This window comes from Streptomyces sp. NPDC058239 (assembly GCF_042882185.1).
GTDB lineage: Bacteria > Actinomycetota > Actinomycetes > Streptomycetales > Streptomycetaceae > Streptomyces.
Window position 1 is genome coordinate 308625 of the sequence record NZ_JBHVWS010000004.1, and the last position, 17068, is coordinate 325692.

General features: G+C 69.6%; 14 protein-coding genes and 1 pseudogene. 11 read left to right on the forward strand and 4 right to left on the reverse strand.

The window, feature by feature from the left end:
• Nucleotides 1-8 precede the first annotated feature (8 nt).
• From ACFVYE_RS08505 to ACFVYE_RS08525, 5 genes are read left to right on the forward strand one after another with little or no spacing between them, the layout of a single operon-like run.
• The gene (locus ACFVYE_RS08505) at nt 9-1151 is read left to right on the forward strand and encodes a CaiB/BaiF CoA transferase family protein (RefSeq protein WP_383975444.1); all 1143 of its coding nucleotides are present in this window, start codon (nt 9-11) and stop codon (nt 1149-1151) included.
• Nucleotides 1151-2176, forward strand: a complete 1026-nt coding sequence (locus tag ACFVYE_RS08510; RefSeq protein ID WP_383975441.1) for an LLM class F420-dependent oxidoreductase — start codon at nt 1151-1153, stop codon at nt 2174-2176. Before ACFVYE_RS08505 ends, ACFVYE_RS08510 begins: the two co-directional genes overlap by 1 nt.
• Before the next feature lie 10 nt (nt 2177-2186).
• Nucleotides 2187-3329, forward strand: a complete 1143-nt coding sequence (locus tag ACFVYE_RS08515; protein ID WP_383975438.1) for an acyl-CoA dehydrogenase family protein — start codon at nt 2187-2189, stop codon at nt 3327-3329.
• Nucleotides 3330-3365: 36 nt separating this feature from the next.
• Nucleotides 3366-4580, forward strand: a complete 1215-nt coding sequence (locus ACFVYE_RS08520) for an acetyl-CoA C-acetyltransferase (RefSeq protein WP_383975435.1) — start codon at nt 3366-3368, stop codon at nt 4578-4580.
• 38 nt (nt 4581-4618) lie between these two features.
• Nucleotides 4619-6790 carry a 3-hydroxyacyl-CoA dehydrogenase NAD-binding domain-containing protein gene (locus ACFVYE_RS08525; RefSeq protein ID WP_383975432.1) on the forward strand — a complete coding sequence of 724 codons (2172 nt, stop codon included), beginning with the start codon at nt 4619-4621 and terminating at the stop codon, nt 6788-6790.
• Nucleotides 6791-6812: 22 nt separating this feature from the next.
• Here ACFVYE_RS08525 and ACFVYE_RS08530 read toward each other — a convergent pair whose 3' ends face one another.
• On the reverse strand, nt 6813-7544 hold the full coding sequence (locus tag ACFVYE_RS08530; protein ID WP_383973940.1) for a MerR family transcriptional regulator: 732 nt from the start codon (nt 7542-7544) through the stop codon (nt 6813-6815).
• 167 nt (nt 7545-7711) lie between these two features.
• Between ACFVYE_RS08530 and ACFVYE_RS08535 the strand changes: the two genes are divergently transcribed.
• The 3 genes from ACFVYE_RS08535 to ACFVYE_RS08545 all read left to right on the forward strand — a co-directional run bounded on the left by ACFVYE_RS08535 (nt 7712) and on the right by ACFVYE_RS08545 (nt 9707).
• Nucleotides 7712-7915, forward strand: a complete 204-nt coding sequence (locus ACFVYE_RS08535) for a hypothetical protein (protein ID WP_383973938.1) — start codon at nt 7712-7714, stop codon at nt 7913-7915.
• Nucleotides 7916-7960: 45 nt separating this feature from the next.
• A complete protein-coding gene (locus tag ACFVYE_RS08540) occupies nt 7961-8437 on the forward strand; it encodes a macro domain-containing protein (RefSeq protein WP_383973936.1) in 477 nt (158 codons plus the stop codon).
• 637 nt (nt 8438-9074) lie between these two features.
• Complete coding sequence (locus ACFVYE_RS08545; protein ID WP_383973932.1) at nt 9075-9707, forward strand: TetR/AcrR family transcriptional regulator; 633 nt, start codon at nt 9075-9077, stop codon at nt 9705-9707.
• 179 nt (nt 9708-9886) lie between these two features.
• Here ACFVYE_RS08545 and ACFVYE_RS08550 read toward each other — a convergent pair whose 3' ends face one another.
• Nucleotides 9887-10837 (reverse strand): oxygenase MpaB family protein, encoded by a 951-nt coding sequence (locus tag ACFVYE_RS08550; protein ID WP_389604712.1) that lies wholly within the window; start codon nt 10835-10837, stop codon nt 9887-9889.
• 290 nt (nt 10838-11127) lie between these two features.
• Between ACFVYE_RS08550 and ACFVYE_RS08555 the strand changes: the two genes are divergently transcribed.
• On the forward strand, nt 11128-12045 hold the full coding sequence (locus tag ACFVYE_RS08555) for an oxygenase MpaB family protein (protein WP_389604714.1): 918 nt from the start codon (nt 11128-11130) through the stop codon (nt 12043-12045).
• Here ACFVYE_RS08555 and ACFVYE_RS08560 read toward each other — a convergent pair.
• Both ACFVYE_RS08560 and ACFVYE_RS08565 read right to left on the reverse strand, forming a co-directional pair.
• Complete coding sequence (locus ACFVYE_RS08560) at nt 12008-13057, reverse strand: LacI family DNA-binding transcriptional regulator (protein WP_383973927.1); 1050 nt, start codon at nt 13055-13057, stop codon at nt 12008-12010. The genes ACFVYE_RS08555 and ACFVYE_RS08560 overlap by 38 nt on opposite strands.
• 160 nt (nt 13058-13217) lie before the next feature.
• Entirely contained in the window at nt 13218-14711 is a 1494-nt protein-coding gene (locus ACFVYE_RS08565) for a M1 family metallopeptidase (RefSeq protein WP_383973925.1), read from the reverse strand.
• A 240-nt stretch (nt 14712-14951) separates the two neighbouring features.
• Between ACFVYE_RS08565 and ACFVYE_RS08570 the strand changes: the two are divergent.
• Both ACFVYE_RS08570 and ACFVYE_RS08575 read left to right on the forward strand, forming a co-directional pair.
• Nucleotides 14952-15761: pseudogene (locus ACFVYE_RS08570) on the forward strand (CocE/NonD family hydrolase C-terminal non-catalytic domain-containing protein); the annotation flags it as partial.
• Nucleotides 15758-17065, forward strand: coding sequence for a M14 family metallocarboxypeptidase (locus ACFVYE_RS08575; protein ID WP_389604717.1), 1308 nt, complete (start codon nt 15758-15760; stop codon nt 17063-17065). The pseudogene ACFVYE_RS08570 and the gene ACFVYE_RS08575, both read left to right, overlap by 4 nt.
• The last annotated feature ends 3 nt before the right edge of the window (nt 17066-17068 follow it).

Sequence of the window (17068 nt, forward strand, 5' to 3'; positions counted from 1 at the left end):
GGGGTTTGATGGCAACGACAGAGCACGGCCCGCTGGCAGGCGTGCGCGTGGTCGAGCTGGCAGGCATCGGTCCCGGCCCGTTCGCCGCGATGCTTCTCGCCGACCTCGGCGCCGATGTCGTCAGGGTCGACCGGCCCGGCGGCCCGGGGCTCGGCATCGACCCCGCGTACGACCTCACCAACCGCAACAAACGCTCCGTGCTCGTCGACCTCAAGGCCGAGGACGGGGCCGACAAGGTGCTCGATCTGGTCGAGCGCGCCGACATCCTGATCGAGGGCTACCGGCCGGGCGTCGCCGAACGCCTCGGTGTCGGGCCGGCCGCCGCGCTGGCCCGTAATCCGCAGCTCGTCTACGGACGGATGACCGGCTGGGGCCAGGACGGGCCGCTCGCCGAACGAGCCGGGCACGACATCGCCTACATCGCCCTCACCGGCACCCTCTCCATGATCGGCAAGCCCGGTGAGCCGCCCACCGTCCCGGCCAATCTGGTCGGCGACTACGCGGGCGGCTCGCTCTATCTCGTCGTCGGCGTCCTTGCCGCCCTCCAGCACGCCCGCACCCCCGGCGGCCGGGGCCAGGTCGTGGACGCGGCGATCGTCGACGGCGCCGCCCATCTCGCCACGATGATCCACGGCATGCTGGCGGCCGGCGGCTGGCAGGACCGGCGCGGCTCCAACCTCCTGGACGGCGGCTGCCCGTTCTACGGTTCGTACGAGACCGCCGACGGCCAGTACATGGCGGTGGGCCCACTGGAGCAGCGGTTCTACGACGAGTTCAGCAAGCTCCTCGGTATCGAGGACGAGGCCCCGGACCGGGCGGACATCGCCCGCTGGGAGGAGTTGCGCACGCTCGTCGCCGACCGGTTCAGGACCCGTACGCGCGCGGAGTGGACCGAGGTGTTCGAGGGCACGGACGCCTGCGTCGCCCCCGTCCTCTCGCTCCGTGAGGCGCCCCACCATCCGCACATCGCCGCCCGCTCCACCTTCGTCGAGCACGGCGGACTCACCCAGCCCGCCCCCGCGCCCCGCTTCTCCGCCACCCCCGCATCCGTGCGCAGCGGACCCGCGCGGCCCGGCACGGACACCGAGGCCGTCGCAGCCGACTGGGACGTACCCAGCATCACGAGGACCCGGAAGGACACCACCGACTGATGGAACTCTCCCTGCCGCTGAACTACGCGGGCGACCCGCGCGAAGCCTGTGACCAGGTCGCCGCGCTGGAGCCCGCCGGACTCGACGCCGTCTGGGTCGCGGAGGCGTACGGCTTCGACTCGCCCACGATCATGGGCTATCTGGCCGCCCGTACCGAACGCATGAAGATCGGTGCGGCCATCCTCAACGTCTACTCCCGCACCCCCGCCCTCATCGCCCAGACCGGTGCGGGACTCGACGCGATCTCCGGCGGCCGGGCGCTGCTCGGGCTCGGCGCGTCCGGGCCGCAGGTCGTGGAGGGATGGCACGGCAAGGCGTACGACAAGCCGCTCGGCCGGACCCGCGAGACCGTCGAACTCTGCCGCCGGATCTGGCGCCGCGAGGTCATCGACCACCACGGCATCACCGACATGCCGCTGCCGAAGGAGAAGGGCGGCCGTCTCGGCAAGCCGCTGAAGATCCTCACCCGGCCGGTGCGCGAGGAGATCCCGCTCTACATCGCCTCCCTGGGCCCCGCCAATGTCCGGCTGACCGCCGAGATCGCCGACGGCTGGCTGCCGACGCTCTACATCCCGGAGAAGGCCCGGCAGGTGTGGGGCACGGCGCTCGCCGAAGGCGCGGCGAGGCGCGACCCGGCACGAGGCCCCCTCCAGACCGTCGCGGGCGGACTCCTCGCCATCGGTGACGACGCCGCCGCGCTCCGGGATCTGGCACGCCCGCAGATCGCGCTGTACGTCGGCGGAATGGGCGCCAGGGGCAAGAACTTCTACAACGACCTCGCCGTCGCCTACGGATACGAGAAGGAAGCCGCACTCATCCAGGAGCTCTACCTCTCCGGGAAGAAGAAGGAGGCCGAGGCCGCCGTCCCGGACGAATTCTGCGAGCTCATGTCGCTCTGCGGTCCCGAGGGTTACGTACGCGACCGGATCGAGGCCTTCCGTGAAGCCGGCGTGACGATGCTCAACGTCACCCCCGTCGGCCCCGAACCGGCCCGGCTGATCTCCACCGTGAAGAACTGGCTGTAGGAGGCTCGCAGTGCAGCGGCAGATCTTCACCGAAGAGCACGACGCGTTCCGCGAGACCGTCCGCACCTTCCTCACCAAGGAGGTCCTCCCGCACTACGAACAGTGGGAGAAGGACGGCATCGTCTCGCGCGAGGCCTGGATCGCGGCCGGCCGGCAGGGACTGCTCGGCCTCGCCGTACCCGAGGAGTACGGGGGCGGCGGCAACACCGACTACCGCTACAGCGCCGTACTCGCCGAGGAGTTCACCCGGGCCGGTGCCCCCGGACTCGCACTCGGGCTGCACAACGACATCATCGGCCCCTACCTCACCGGCCTCGGCACCGACGAGCAGAAGCGGCGCTGGCTGCCCGGCTTCTGCAGCGGCGAGATCATCACCGCCATCGCCATGACCGAACCCGGCGCGGGCTCCGACCTCCAGGGCATCCGCACCACCGCCGAGGACAAGGGCGACCACTGGCTGCTCAACGGCTCCAAGACGTTCATCTCCAACGGCATCCTCGCCGACCTGGTGGTCGTCGTGGCGAAGACAACACCTCAGGGCGGTGCGAAGGGGCTCTCGCTGATCGTCGTCGAACGCGGCGCGGAGGGCTTCGAGCGGGGCCGCAACCTCGACAAGATCGGCCAGAAGTCCCAGGACACCGCCGAGCTGTTCTTCAACGACGTCCGTGTCCCCAAGGAGAATCTGCTCGGTGAGCGGGACGGCGCCTTCATCCATCTGATGACCAACCTGGCGCAGGAGCGCATCGGCATAGCGGTCGCCGGAATCGCCGCCGCCGAACATCTGCTGGAGATCACCACGCAGTACGTCAAGGAGCGCGAGGCCTTCGGACGGCCGCTCTCCAAGCTCCAGCACATCCGGTTCGAGATCGCCGAGATGGCCACCGAGTGCACCGTCACCCGCACCTTCATCGACCGGTGCATCGTCGAACACTCCGACGGTGGGCTCGACGCCGTACACGCCTCGATGGCCAAGTGGTGGGCCACCGAGCTGCAGAAGCGCGTCGCCGACCGCTGCCTCCAACTCCACGGCGGTTACGGCTACATGACGGAATTTCCGGTCGCGAGGGCGTTCACCGACGGCCGTATCCAGACCATCTACGGCGGCACGACCGAGATCATGAAGGAGATCATCGGCCGCTCGCTGCTCGCCTGACCCCTGACGCACAACCACCCTCGAAAGGCTGCTGTCTTGAGTACCGAAGCGTTTGTCTACGACGCGATCCGCACCCCGCGCGGCCGCGGCAAGGCCAATGGCGCCCTGCACGGCACCAAGCCGATCGACCTCGTCGTCGGCCTCATTCACGAAATCCGCAGCCGCTTCCCCGGCCTGGACCCGGCAGCCATCGACGACATCGTCCTCGGCGTGGTCAGCCCGCTCGGCGACCAGGGCTCCGACATCGCACGGATCGCCGCCATCGCGGCCGGTCTTCCGGACTCCGTCGCGGGCGTCCAGGAGAACCGCTTCTGCGCCTCGGGCCTGGAGGCCGTCAACCTGGCCGCCGCCAAGGTCCGTTCGGGCTGGGAGGACCTGATCCTCGCGGGCGGCGTCGAGTCGATGTCCCGCGTCCCGATGGGCTCCGACGGCGGTGCCTGGGCGATGGACCCGATGACCAGCTTCGACACCGGCTTCGCCCCGCAGGGCGTCGGCGCCGACCTCATCGCCACCATCGAGGGCTTCTCCCGCCGTGACGTCGACGAGTTCGCCGCGCTCTCCCAGGAGCGCGCCGCCGAAGCGTGGAAGGACGGCCGCTTCGCGCGCTCCGTAGTCCCCGTCAAGGACCGCAACGGTCTCACCGTCCTCGACCACGACGAGCACATGCGGCCGGGCACCACCGCCGACTCGCTCGCCGCGCTCAAGCCGTCCTTCGCCGCGATCGGTGAGATGGGCGGCTTCGACGCGGTCGCGCTGCAGAAGTACCACTGGGTCGAGAAGATCGACCACGTCCACCACGCGGGCAACTCCTCCGGCATCGTCGACGGCGCCGCGCTCGTCGCGATCGGCAACAAGGAGATCGGTGAGCGGTACGGACTCACACCGCGCGCCCGGATCGTCTCCGCCGCCGTCTCCGGCTCCGAGCCCACCATCATGCTGACGGGCCCCGCGCCCGCCACCCGCAAGGCCCTCGCCAAGGCCGGGCTGACCATCGACGACATCGACCTCGTCGAGATCAACGAGGCGTTCGCCGGCGTCGTGCTGCGCTTCGCCAGGGACATGGGGCTCTCCCTCGACAGGATCAACGTCAACGGCGGCGCGATCGCGCTCGGCCACCCGCTCGGCGCCACCGGTGCGATGATCCTCGGCACCCTCATCGACGAACTGGAACGGCGCGAGAAGCGATACGGCCTCGCCACCCTCTGCGTCGGCGGCGGCATGGGCATCGCCACCGTCATCGAGCGTCTCTGACCGTCCCCGGCCACCCCTGCTTACGGAGAAGAAGAGCAATGACCGAGAGCACGACCATCCGCTGGGAACAGGACGAGACCGGCGTCGTCACCCTCGTACTCGACGACCCGAACCAGTCCGCCAACACGATGAACCAGGCCTTCAAGGACTCCATCGCGGCCATCGCCGACCGTGCCGAGGCCGAGAAGGACTCCATCCGCGGCATCATCTACACCTCCGCCAAGAAGACCTTCTTCGCGGGCGGCGACCTCAAGGACATGATCGAGGTCGGTCCCGAGAATGCCCAGCAGGCCTTCGATACCGGCACCGCCATCAAGAACTCGCTGCGCCGCATCGAGACCCTCGGCATCCCGGTCGTCGCCGCCATCAACGGCGCGGCGCTCGGCGGCGGTTACGAGATCGCGCTCGCCTCGCACCACCGCGTCGCCCTCGACGCACCCGGCTCCCGGATCGGCCTGCCCGAGGTCACCCTCGGCCTGCTGCCCGCGGGTGGCGGCGTCACCCGCACCGTACGCCTCATGGGCATCGCCGACGCGCTGCTGAAGGTCCTCCTCCAGGGCACCCAGTACACCCCGCAGCGCGCCCTGGAGAACGGACTGGTCCACGAGGTCGCCGCCACCCGTGAGGAGATGCTCGACAAGGCCCGGGCCTTCATCGACGCCCACCCCGAATCCCAGCAGCCCTGGGACGTCAAGGGTTACAAGATCCCCGGCGGCACCCCGTCCAACCCGAAGTTCGCCGCGAATCTGCCCGCCTTCCCGGCCAACCTGAAGAAGCAGATCGCGGGCGCCCCGATGCCCGCACCCCGCAACATCCTGGCCGCCGCCGTCGAGGGCTCGCAGGTCGACTTCGAGACCGCGCTGACCATCGAGGCCCGCTACTTCACCGAGCTGGTCACCGGCCAGGTCTCGAAGAACATGATCCAGGCGTTCTTCTTCGACCTCCAGGCCGTCAACTCCGGGGCGAGCCGTCCCAAGGGCATCGAGGAGCGCCAGGTCCGCAAGGTAGCCGTCCTCGGCGCCGGGATGATGGGCGCGGGCATCGCGTACTCCTGCGCCCGCGCGGGCATCGACGTCGTCCTCAAGGACATCTCCGCACAGGCCGCCGCCAAGGGCAAGGCGTACAGCGAGAAGCTCCTCGACAAGGCGCTCTCCCGGGGCCGTACCACCGAGGCCGAGCGCGACGAGCTGCTGGCCCGCATCACCCCGACCGGCGACCCGGCCGATCTGGCGGGCTGCGACGCCGTCATCGAGGCGGTCTTCGAGGACACCGCGCTCAAGCACAAGGTGTTCCAGGAGATCCAGGACATCATCGAGCCGGACGCCCTGCTCTGCTCCAACACCTCGACCCTGCCCATCACCGTCCTCGCCGAGGGCGTCTCGCGCCCCGCCGACTTCATCGGGCTGCACTTCTTCTCGCCCGTGGACAAGATGCCGCTGGTCGAGATCATCAAGGGCGAGCAGACCGGCGACGAGGCCCTGGCCCGCGCCTTCGACCTGGTCCGCCGGATCAAGAAGACGCCGATCGTCGTCAACGACTCCCGGGGTTTCTTCACCTCGCGCGTCATCGGCCAGTTCATCAACGAGGGCGTCGCCATGGTCGGCGAGGGCGTCGAGCCCGCATCGGTCGAGCAGGCCGCGGCACAGTCCGGCTACCCGGCCAAGGTGCTCTCCCTGATGGACGAGCTGACCCTCACCCTGCCCCGCAAGATCCGCAACGAGACCAGGCGGGCCGTCGAGGAGGCCGGTGGCACCTGGGCCGGACACCCGGCGGACGCGGTCATCGACCGGATGGTCGACGAGTTCGACCGCCCGGGACGCAGCGGCGGCGCGGGCTTCTACGAGTACGACGAGGCCGGCAGGCGCACCCGCCTGTGGCCCGGCCTGCGTGAGCACTTCACGAGGCCCGACACCGGCATCCCCTTCATCGACATGAAGGAGCGGATGCTGTTCTCCGAGGCACTGGACAGCGTCCGCTGCCTGGAGGAGAACGTCCTCATCTCCGTCGCCGACGCCAACATCGGCTCCATCATGGGCATCGGCTTCCCGCCGTGGACCGGCGGCGTGCTCCAGTACATCAACGGTTACGAGGGCGGCCTGCCCGGCTTCGTGGCACGCGCCCGGGAGCTCGCGGAGCGGTACGGCGACCGCTTCCTGCCGCCCGCGCTGCTCGTGGAGAAGGCGGAGAAGGGCGAAACCTTCCACGACTGACGCCCGACACCGCGGGCCGCGTTCACTGAGCCGTGAACGCGGCCCGCAGCTCCTCCTTCAGCGACCGCTGGAACGCGGTCACCAGCGCCTGCAGCACCATCGGCTGCATATCGGCCGACAGCGACTTCATCGCCGCCACATGCTCCGGGTCCGACTCCCGCTCCCGGTACGGATTCCACACCTCGTCCCGGAACAGCCGGGTCAGCTCCTGCGCTGCGGACCGGGAGTGCTCCAGCAGGACCGTGCGCGCGGCCAGAATCGTCTCGTGCGCGATCGGCACACCGAGCAGCTCGACCCCGAGCCGCAGCAGCCCCGGGTCCACCCGGTAGGTGCCATCGGCCGGCTCCGCACGCTCCAGCACCCCCATGGCGGCCAACCGCGCTATGTCCTGTTCGGTCAGCGCCCGCCCCGCACGCCGCTCCAGCTCCGCCCGCGTCGCATCCTCCGCCGAATCCGGCGCCCAGGACGCCACCAGCGCCCGGTGGATCGCCAGATCGTGTGCGCTCAGATCCGGCGGCAGCTGCTCCAGATAGCGTTCGATCGCGGCCAGCGTCATGCCCTGGTGCTGGAGCTCCTCGATGAGCGCGAGCCGGGACAGATGCTCATGCCCGTAGTGCCCGACGCGACGCGGCCCGATCACCGGAGGCGGCAGCAGACCCCGAGTGCTGTAGAAACGCACGGTGCGTACGGTGACACCGGCGCGCGCCGCCAGCTCGTCGACGGTGAGCGTCGGGTCCTCGGTCCCGGTCGCCATGTCTGCTCCTCGTGTTCCGACCCAGCGGCGAACTGCTGCGTCTGCACCAATCTGGTTCAACAGTATTGCTGTCTCACCACTGTTGTGAAAGTGTCCGGCAGCATTCCGGCGCAGTCCCACTCCGGTACGGACCCGCAGGCTCCGGCCGATGGTGGCAGGAGGCGGCGGTGACCACGATCCTGCGACTCCCCGCGGAACCCGGGCAACTCACCCTGCCCGCTCTGCTCCTGCACAACGCCGAGGACCACGGCGACCGGCCGGCGCTCTCCTGGCGGGCGGGCGGGCGGCGACGGAACGGATCGGACGACCCTCACCTGGCAGCAGGTACGGCTCAGGACCGCCGTACTCGCCACCGGGTACAGCGCACGTGACCGGGCTCGGGGCGCATTGTCAGTGGTGGCTCCTAGGCTGGTGTCATGTCGGAGATCACATACGTACGGGGGGACGCCACCGCCCCACAGGGCAAGGGCGTCAAGCTGATCGCGCATGTATGCAACGACCTGGGCGGCTGGGGCAAGGGCTTCGTCGTGGCCATCTCGCGCCGCTGGCCCGAACCGGAGAGGGCCTACCGCCACTGGCACCGGGAGCGCGCGGGCAACGACTTCGCCCTGGGTGCGACCCAGTTCGTCCAGGTGAGTCCATACCTCTGGGTGGCGAACATGGTGGGCCAGCGGGGGATGCGCACGGGCAGCAAAGGGGTACCCGTGCGCTACGAGGCGATCGACACGGCATTGGAGGCCGTGGCCGACCGGGCCGTCGAGCTGGGGGCTTCGGTCCATATGCCGCGGATCGGCTGCGGGCTGGCGGGCGGCAAGTGGTCCCGGATCGAGCCACTGATAGAGAAGCGGCTGCTGAGCAGAGACATAGCGGTGACGGTGTACGACTTCGACTAGTGCACTGCCGCATTGATCCTGAGCGCACATCTCGCGTGGAGGACGCAGGTACGTAGCGGTCGACTTCTATGACGGCGCCATTCTGTACGACATCGACTCAGTCGCCCTGCATCCGATCGACCGCGGCGAGTACCGACCGGATCCCTTCGTCCTGGACGATGAACGACTGCCGGGCTCGCGGCGGTTCATGACACCGGAGGAGTTCCGGCGCGGGGCCCTGATCGATACACGGACCTCCGTCTTCGTCCTCGGCCGCGCGGCTGCTGCTGGATGCCGGCGACTGGGAATCCGCCTGGCGAGGCAGCCCGGCTCGACCGGAGGTCCTGGTGCGGGCCACCCACACCGATCCGGAACAGAGGTTCGCGACGGTCCGCCGGTTCGCTGCTGCGTGGCGGGCCGCGAGCCGACCCGGGACCTGAACCGTGCGGGACGACCCCGCGGGACACCCGGCGCGCAGCCGGTGTCCATGTGTCCTCGTTCGCGCCGGGCGCCCCCTGCCGAGCGCAGCCCCCTGCGGGAAAGCCTGGGCAGCCTTGCGGGGGAAGAGCCTTGGAGCGGGGAGAGTTACAGAGAAACGGGGCAGGTCACTGTGTATCGGCTTCTATGGTGGGTGGAAGCGGCGGAACGGGGAGGGCCCATGGCGGCACGGAGAACGAGCGAGACGCTGCTGGCCCGGGCGCTCAGCGAGACACCGCCGTCGGACGCGCTGAGCGAGCAGATCCTCGACGCCGCGCGTGAGCAGTTCATGACCTTCGGGCTGCGCCGTTCGACCGTCGATGACGTCGCCAAACGCGCCAGGGTGTCGCGGGTCACCGTGTACCGGCGGATCGGTAACAAGGACAGCCTGGTCTCGGCCTGTCTGTTGCGTGAGTACCGGCGTTTCGTCGTGGAAGTGGATGATGCGGTCGCCGCACTGCCCACGACGGAGGACCGGCTCGTCGAGGGTTTCGCCGCCGTCCTCGGGCACATTCGTGAACATCCGCTCATCGGCGGGTTGTTGAGGCTGGAGCCCGAGACCATGCTTCCCTTTCTGACCCTGGAGAGCGGGCCGGCCTTCCTCGCCATCCGTGAGTACCTGGCCGACCGGCTGCGCCATGCCCGGCGTGCGGAAGGCCGGCCGGTGAGCGATCCGACACCGGTTGCCGAGCTGATGGTGCGGATCACGGTCTCCTTCCTCCTCAACCCCGTCAGCTGTTTCGAGCTCGACGACGACGCGCAGGTGCGGGCGTTCGCACGCCGATATCTGGTGCCGCTGCTTGCCGCGGGCTAGGCCGTTTCGTCCGGATCACAGCTGGAACCGGCTGATCATGTTGCGCCTTGTCCCTGCGTGTCCCGACGCGCATGGCGCAGGAGAACGACTGAACGGCGCGGCCCGGCTGATCCACCGCGGTCTCCACGCGCAGTACCAGCGCCGCCCCCGGGACGACCGCCGAGCGGGTTTCGGCGGCTTCACGCGTCCGTCGTCGGCCGGGCCCTCGGATGATCCGGAAGAATCGTCCTGGAACCGCCTGCGGCGGGGAAAGGACCCGTCTCGTCGGGCAGGGGCTCCAGAGGGCGGCTGCGCGCCCAGTGCGGGCCGAGGTCGTCGAGCCGCCAGCCGAAGGGGTACGAACGGGGCTGCGGGCGCGAGGGCAGCCAGTGCGGCCGGGCCGGCAGCCACCGTACGCAACGCGCACGCAGCCGCAGAGCTCCCGCGGCCGACGACCGCGCCCAGTGCGGTTGCGGACGGAAGCCCAGCGCCACGAGCAGCGTCTCGTCCAGCACGGCGAGCGAGAACCGCGCCACGAGAGGGCGCAGTGGCCGCGGATACCAGCCGGCCATGATCCGGAACGTGGCGTTCGCAACCCGTCGGTTGGCCGGGGCGTACGCGAACATCCGCTCCTCGTACGAGTCGAGGAGCCGCTCGAAGCCCTCGTACGACTCCGGAGCCCCCTCGATGCCCATCATCGCCGCCATCTTCCGGCCGACCTCCGCCAGCGCCTGGGCCTCCTGAGCGCACAGCGGGCGCCAGCCGAACCGGTCGATCCAGCGTTTCGGGCCCACGACCGTCGTCGCGAGGACATAGAGGAAGTCCTCGTTCGGGATGCGGTACTTGCCGTGGATCCGATTGAGATGACGCGCCGCGGCCCGGCCGCGCTCCGAGTCGAAGCCGTCCGCGGCCATCTCGTACCCGAACAGCACCGTGTCGTCGTAGCGCTTCTGCCCGGACCGCTCGAACTCCTGAGTGCGGTCGAGGAGCACGGAGATCCGGGGGACCCCGTAGTCGCGGAGGAACGCGACGCTCACGCCCTGCCGGTAGTCCCAGGGGAACTCGTACTGCGAGATCAGCCGGAGGATCTCGGCGTAATCGCGCGCGGGATCCATTCGGCGGATCTCGCGCAGACGGCTGTAGCGGCCCATGGTGCGCCCTCCTGTCCGTGTGCCGATTTCGTGCGAGCCCTGCCTCTTTCATCTCCTCTTTTGATCAACTCGCTTGGATGCAAGGAGATCTGACGGTTCATCGCATTCAAGGAGTCAAAGATACAAAGACTATCGACTTGTTTCATCGGTCGCGTCAACACCGTCGACGCGCAAGCGCCGAAGAAGGCATCCCGGGGGCCCGTGCGCACCGGCTCGGAAGCGATCGCATACTGGATCACACAAGGGTCGGGCACCGAGCCGCACGCCCCGCCGACCGCCGGGAGCGACGCATGAACACCGAAGCAGCCAGAGGCGACACCCCCGCCCCGCCGCCGCCCGGCGGTGTGCTCTGGAGCCTCTCCGGCGACATCCGCGCCCTCCTGATGCTCCCTGCCGCCCTCACTCTCCAGGTCGCCCACCCGGCGGTCGGTGCGGGCGTCGACGAACACTCCGTCTTCCGCACGGACCCCTGGGGGCGTGGCGAGAGGTCGCTGCGATCGCTCCAGCTATGGGTGTACGGGGGCGAGGCGGCCGCCGAGGAAGGCCGCAGGCTCCGCAAGCTGCACCGCACCATCCAGGGCACCGACACCCGGGGGCGCCGTTACCATGCGCTGTCCCCCGCGAACTATGCGTGGGTGCACGCCACGGGCTTCCCCGTCTACCAGCACGCCGCGCGCTATCTCGTCCGGCCGCTCACCGGCGCGCAGGAACGGGCCCTGTACCGGGAGTGGCTCCAGGTGGGCAGGATTCTCGGCATTCACGACCGGGACATGCCAAAGACGATCGAGGAGTTCTGGCCGTACTTCCGAAAGGTGCTCGCCGACGAGATCGAGCTGACCGTCGTCGTCGAGGACCTGATCGCCACCGACCGCCCCGTACCGCCGCCGGACCGTGGGCCGCTGCCGGTCCGGCTGCTGCTGAAGGCGCTGTGGCCGGTGCTGCTCCCGCCGCTGGCCCGGTTCCGCCGCTTCGTGACCATCGGGCTGATGCCGCCGGACGCACGGGCGGCGATCGGGCTCGAGTGGACGGATGCACAGGAGCGGAAGCTGCGGCGGTTCTGCGGGGTGGTGCGGCGCGTCGTGCCCATGCTGCCCGAGCGGCTGCGCTATCTGCCGTACGCGCGCAGGGCGCGGGCGGCGCATCGCGGGGCCGTCCGGGGCGACGGAAGGCTCAGGCGGAAGCCCGGTGCACCAGCTGGGTCGGTGTGATCACCGGTTCGAGCTCGTCACCCTCACCCTCGCCGTTCAGCCGCCGCATCAGCATCCGCACCATCAACCTGCCCATTCCCTCGATGTCCTGACGGACCGTCGTCAGTGGTGGCTCGGCGGCCTCGGCTATCGACACCATGTCGTCGAAGCCGACCAGGGCCACATCCTCCGGCACCCTGCGACCGCGTTCGCGCAGCACCCGCAGGGCGCCCGACGCCATCAGGTCGTTGGCAGCGAAGACCGCGTCCAGATCGGGGTGGCGCTCAAGGAGTTGCGCCATCGCCCGTGCGCCGCCCTCGACGGTGAAGTCGCCTTCCGCGAGCAGTGCCGGATCGCCTTCGGGCAGCACATCGCGGTAGCCGTCGATCCGGTCGAGTGCCGATGTCTGGTCGCGCGGTCCGGCGATGTGTGCGATCCGCCGGCGCCCGAGGGAGACAAGATGGCGTACGGCCTCGGCCGCGCCGCCCCGGTTGTCGCAGTCGACGTAGGGTACGGCCAGTTCGGACGCAGCACCCGGCCGGCCGGGGCGGCCGCCGTAGACCGTGGGCACCCGGAACCGGCGGATGATTGAAGGGAGCTCGTCGTCCATGTGCAGCGAGAACGCCAGCGCGCCGTCCACATGGCCGCCGGCCAGATAGCGGGCGACCCGGTCGAAGTCCCCGCTGCCTTCCACCAGGAGCAGTACCAACTGGGAGTCGTATACGTTCAGTTCACGGCTGATGCCGCGGATCTGCTGGGAGAAGAACGGGTCGGAGAAGATCCGGAACTCCGGCTCGTCGATGATCACGGCGACCGCGCCGTTGCGCCGGGTGACCAGGGTCCGCGCGGCGTGGTTCGGAACGTAGCCGAGCTCGTCGACCGCCTTGCGTACCTGTTCCACAAGCGGCTGCCGCACTCCCGCCCCGCCGTTCACCACCCGGGAGGCCGTCGCCCGTGAGACTCCGGCGAGGGCTGCCACGGCTTCCAGCGTGGGGCGGACATCGCGAGGGGAACCGGGGGTCGGACCGGGCAAGGGACGCTCCTCGTACGCACGGGGTCGGGCCGGATACGGCCGGGGCCGGCCGGACAGCACCGACGCCATCAGCCTAACCGTCCGCCCCGGCCGTCCGCCGGGCACCGTCGCCTCGCCCAGGAGAGCGGGGCGACGGTGCCCGGAGCCGATCCGCGGACCGTCAGCGGTGGTCGTGAATCGTGTTCGTGGCCGCGATCTGCTTCCATGATGCGGGTTGCACGGGCTGCGTGGTTGCGCGCAGAGCCCGCGCCGCGGCCGCTGCCGGGGCCTGAGGCCGCGTCGGCTGGAACAGCCAGGTGTCGAAGAGGCCGGCGAGCGGCCGGCCCGAGACCCGTTCCGCGAACGTCACAAAGTCCCCCACGCTCGCGTTCCCGTAGGCATGCTCGGCCGGCCAGCCCTTCAGCAGCTCGAAGAACGTCTCGTCGCCCACCTTGTTGCGCAGCGCCTGGATCGCCAGCGCGCCCCGGTCGTAGACGGCAGCGTCGAACTGGTTGTCGGGGCCCGGGTCGCCCGGCTTCACCGTCCAGAAGGTGTCGTCCGCCGGATGCTGGGCGTAGGTGTAGTCCGCCAGCTCCTGCGCGGTGCCCTCGCCCTCCTTCTCCGACCACAGCCACTGGCTGTAGCGGGCAAAGCCCTCGTTGATCCAGATGTCCTTCCAGCCCTTGACGGACACGCTGTCGCCGTACCACTGGTGCGCCAGCTCATGCACGACGACCGAGACGTTCGCACCGTTCGCGAACTGCTTCGGGCTGTAGAAGGGCCTGGTCTGTGTCTCCAGCGCGAACCCGCTCTTCACATTGGGGGAGTAACCGCCGAGCGCATCGAAGGGATACGGTCCGAAGACCTCCGTCAGCCACTCGGCGACCTCGGTGGTCCGCTCGATGCTGGCGCGGGCCGCACCGCCGTTGGCGCCGAGGTCCTTGCTGTACGCGTTGACGACCGGCAGCCCGTCCGACGTGGTGTCCGTGGTGATGTCGAACCTGCCGATCGCCAGCGTCGTCAGATACGTCGCCTGCGGCTTGCCGGCACGCCAGTTGAAGCGGGTCCACCCGAGCTTCGAACTCTGCGACTGGAGCACGCCGTTGCTGATCGCCTGGGTGCCGTCGGGCACGGACACCGAGATGTCGTACGTGGCCTTGTCCAGCGGGTGGTCATTGCTGGGGAACCACCACACGGCCGAGTCCGGCTCCTGCGCTGCCACCGCGCCGTCCGGGGTGCGGGCCCAGGAGGTCCAGCCGTTGATCTTCAGCTCCGACGGCTTCCCGGCGTACCGCACGACCACCGTGACGGCCTTGTCCTTCGCCAGGGCTGCGGCCGGGGTGATCTCCAGTTCCTGGTCGCCGCTCCTGGCGTAACCGGCCTTCTTGCCGTTCACCCGCACCTCGGAGACGTCCAGACCGAAGTCGAGGTCGAAACGGGAGAGTTCCTGGGTGGTCGTGGCGAGGATCGTCGCCGTGCCCTCCAGCAGGTCGGTCGCGGGCTGGTACTTCAGCCGCAGGTCGTAGTGGGAAACGTCGTAGCCGCCATTGCCACTGGCCGGGTAATAGGGGTCGCCGATGCCCGGGGCGCCCGCGGTGCCGTCGGCGGCCGAGGCCGGGATCGCCAGCAGCAGGGAGGCCGCGAGTGCGCTCGGGACGATGAATCTGCGGTGCACGAATGCTCCAAGTCGTCGGGGCGAATGATCTTTCGAACCGTCACGTCGACACTATTCAGCGACTGCCGCATCAGTCGTGTCCATGGCCACAGCTGTCACACAATCGCCATTCGGCCGACATGGCACACGGCAGCGATACGTCATGGGCACGTAATGTTCACCGCTGATCGCCCCCTGTTGCCCAGGAGTTGACCGGGGTACCTTCCGCCCATGCCGATATGTGCGCGGGGCACCCGCTTGGGCGCCCCTCTCCACAACAGCGGCCCCGACCGGCTCTCCGGCCATGTGGAGAGCCCCGAGGCGCGCGGGCGCTGCGCCGCCGTCCAGCAGCAGTTCGTCGACGAGGCGCCTCGCACCGGCGACCTGACGAAGCTTTGGAGCGAGTGCGACTACGTGAAGGACGCCCGCAAAGTGCGGGCCGGCCTCTTCGCCGTACACGGCATGCAGGACCTCGACGTCCGCACCAAGCACCTGGGCCAGTGGTGGGACGCCCTCGCGGACCAGGGCGTGGAGCGCAAGATCCGGCTCTCGCAGACCGGACACGTCGACCCGTTCGACTGCCGGCGCGCCGAGTGGGCCGACACACTGCACCGCTGGTTCGACCACCACCTTCTCGGCTACGACAACGGCACCGACCGTGAACCGATGGCCGACACTGTCGCGGTCGACCGGACCGTCATCAGCCGCGGCTGGGCAGACCTCGGCACCAACGCCTCCGCCGGACACGGCCGTCCCCTGATCCCGGGCAGGGCCCGCACGATCCCCGTCGACCTGGCGGCCACCGACCATGTCGTCCCGGCCGGACACCGCCTCGCACTGATCCTCGCCGGCACCGACCGGGACCTCATCGGCCCGCCGGACTCCAGGCCCACCCTCACCCTCGACCTGGCCCGTACGTCCGCGAAGCTGCCGTTCGTCGGCGGCGCCGGAGCCTTCGTACGTGCCACCGCGGGTTCCGCACCCGCGACAGCCACCCCCCGCGCAGTCCACTCCGAGGGCGTGGCGCCGCCGCGTCCTGCCCATCGCATCCCGGGAGGCAGCCGCTCATGACACCCCGTATCCCGTCCGCCCGCCGGACCGTCCGCCGCAACCTGGTCCTGGCGGCCGCGGCCGCCGTCCTGGCCGTACCCCTGGTCGCCGTGCCCGCCGAGGCCGCGCACACCCAGCCCCGTACCGGCTTCGAAATCAGCAACGGGGCCCGCTGGACCGGTCAGCCGGAGGAACAGTCCTTCCTGACAGCCGTCGACCGGGGCAGCGACAGGGTCTCCGTCGACCGGATCGGCACGACGAAGCAGGGCCGCCCGCTCCAGCTTGTCCGCATCGGCAACCATCGGCCCACCGCCGACACGATGCTGCTGATCTGCAGTCAGCACGGCAACGAACCATCCGGCCGCGAAGCGTGTCTGACGACCATTCGCGACCTGGCCTACGCCCAGGACCGGTCGACCCGCGCCTTCCTCTCCCGTACCAATGTCCTCGTCGTGCCCACCGCCAACCCCGACGGGCGCGCCGCGAACACCCGCGGCAACTTTGACGGCGTCGACATCAATCGCGACCACATCGCGCTGCAGACCGCCGAGGCCCGTGCCATGGCGGCGGTCATCCGCGACCGGAAGCCCGATGTGATCTACGACCTGCACGAGTACGGGGCCACCCCGCCGTACTACGACAAGGACCTCTTCGTCCTGTGGCCCCGCAACCTCAACGCCTCCGACCGGGTGCACGGTGAATCGCAGACCCTCGCCGAAGGGTATGTACGCCCTACGGCCAAGGAGGCCGGCTACAGCAGCGGCCTCTACGGCATCTGGACCGACCCGGTCACCGGCGACCCGATCAAACAGACCGCAGGCGACGGACAGGAACGCATCCTGCGCAACACCTCCGGTATCAAGCACGCCGTCGGCCTGCTCATAGAATCCCGCGTCGACGCGCTCACCGATGCCGAGAAGGCCGACCCGGCACTCAACAGCCGACGCCGCGTGAAATCGCAACTCGCCGCGCTGGACGGCCTGTTCGCCTTCACCGACGAGCGGCGCGGCCGGATCGAGGCCGCCACTGCCGCATCCCGCGCCGCGGGGCTCAGGGACCGCGGTCCCATCTATCTCGGCGGTGCCGACAACGAGTCACCCCAAGCCGGTCAGGTCCTCCAGGACCCGCCGTGCGGATACCGGCTCACCAAGGCCCAGTTCGACGACATCAAGGACGAACTCGCCCTGCACGGTGTCGTCTCCCGGCCCGACGGTGACGGAGCGTACGTACCGCTGCGGCAGTCGGCCCGGAATCTGGTCCCCCTCCTCCTGGACGAGCGGGCGACATATCACCTCGCAAGCGGTCAAGCCGATACCGCTTGTTGATCC

Bases quoted from the DNA above. Each gene is read 5' to 3' on its own strand.
- ACFVYE_RS08505 (WP_383975444.1), top strand. From the start codon at position 9: ATGGCAACGACAGAGCACGGCCCGCTGGCAGGCGTGCGCGTGGTCGAG.
- ACFVYE_RS08545 (WP_383973932.1), top strand. From the start codon at position 9,075: ATGGCGGCACGGAGAACGAGCGAGACGCTGCTGGCCCGGGCGCTCAGC.
- ACFVYE_RS08530 (WP_383973940.1), bottom strand. From the start codon at position 7,544: ATGGCGACCGGGACCGAGGACCCGACGCTCACCGTCGACGAGCTGGCG.
- ACFVYE_RS08550 (WP_389604712.1), bottom strand. From the start codon at position 10,837: ATGGGCCGCTACAGCCGTCTGCGCGAGATCCGCCGAATGGATCCCGCG.
- ACFVYE_RS08525 (WP_383975432.1), top strand. From the start codon at position 4,619: ATGACCGAGAGCACGACCATCCGCTGGGAACAGGACGAGACCGGCGTC.
- ACFVYE_RS08510 (WP_383975441.1), top strand. From the start codon at position 1,151: ATGGAACTCTCCCTGCCGCTGAACTACGCGGGCGACCCGCGCGAAGCC.
- ACFVYE_RS08575 (WP_389604717.1), top strand. From the start codon at position 15,758: ATGACACCCCGTATCCCGTCCGCCCGCCGGACCGTCCGCCGCAACCTG.
- ACFVYE_RS08540 (WP_383973936.1), top strand. From the start codon at position 7,961: ATGTCGGAGATCACATACGTACGGGGGGACGCCACCGCCCCACAGGGC.
- ACFVYE_RS08555 (WP_389604714.1), top strand. From the start codon at position 11,128: ATGAACACCGAAGCAGCCAGAGGCGACACCCCCGCCCCGCCGCCGCCC.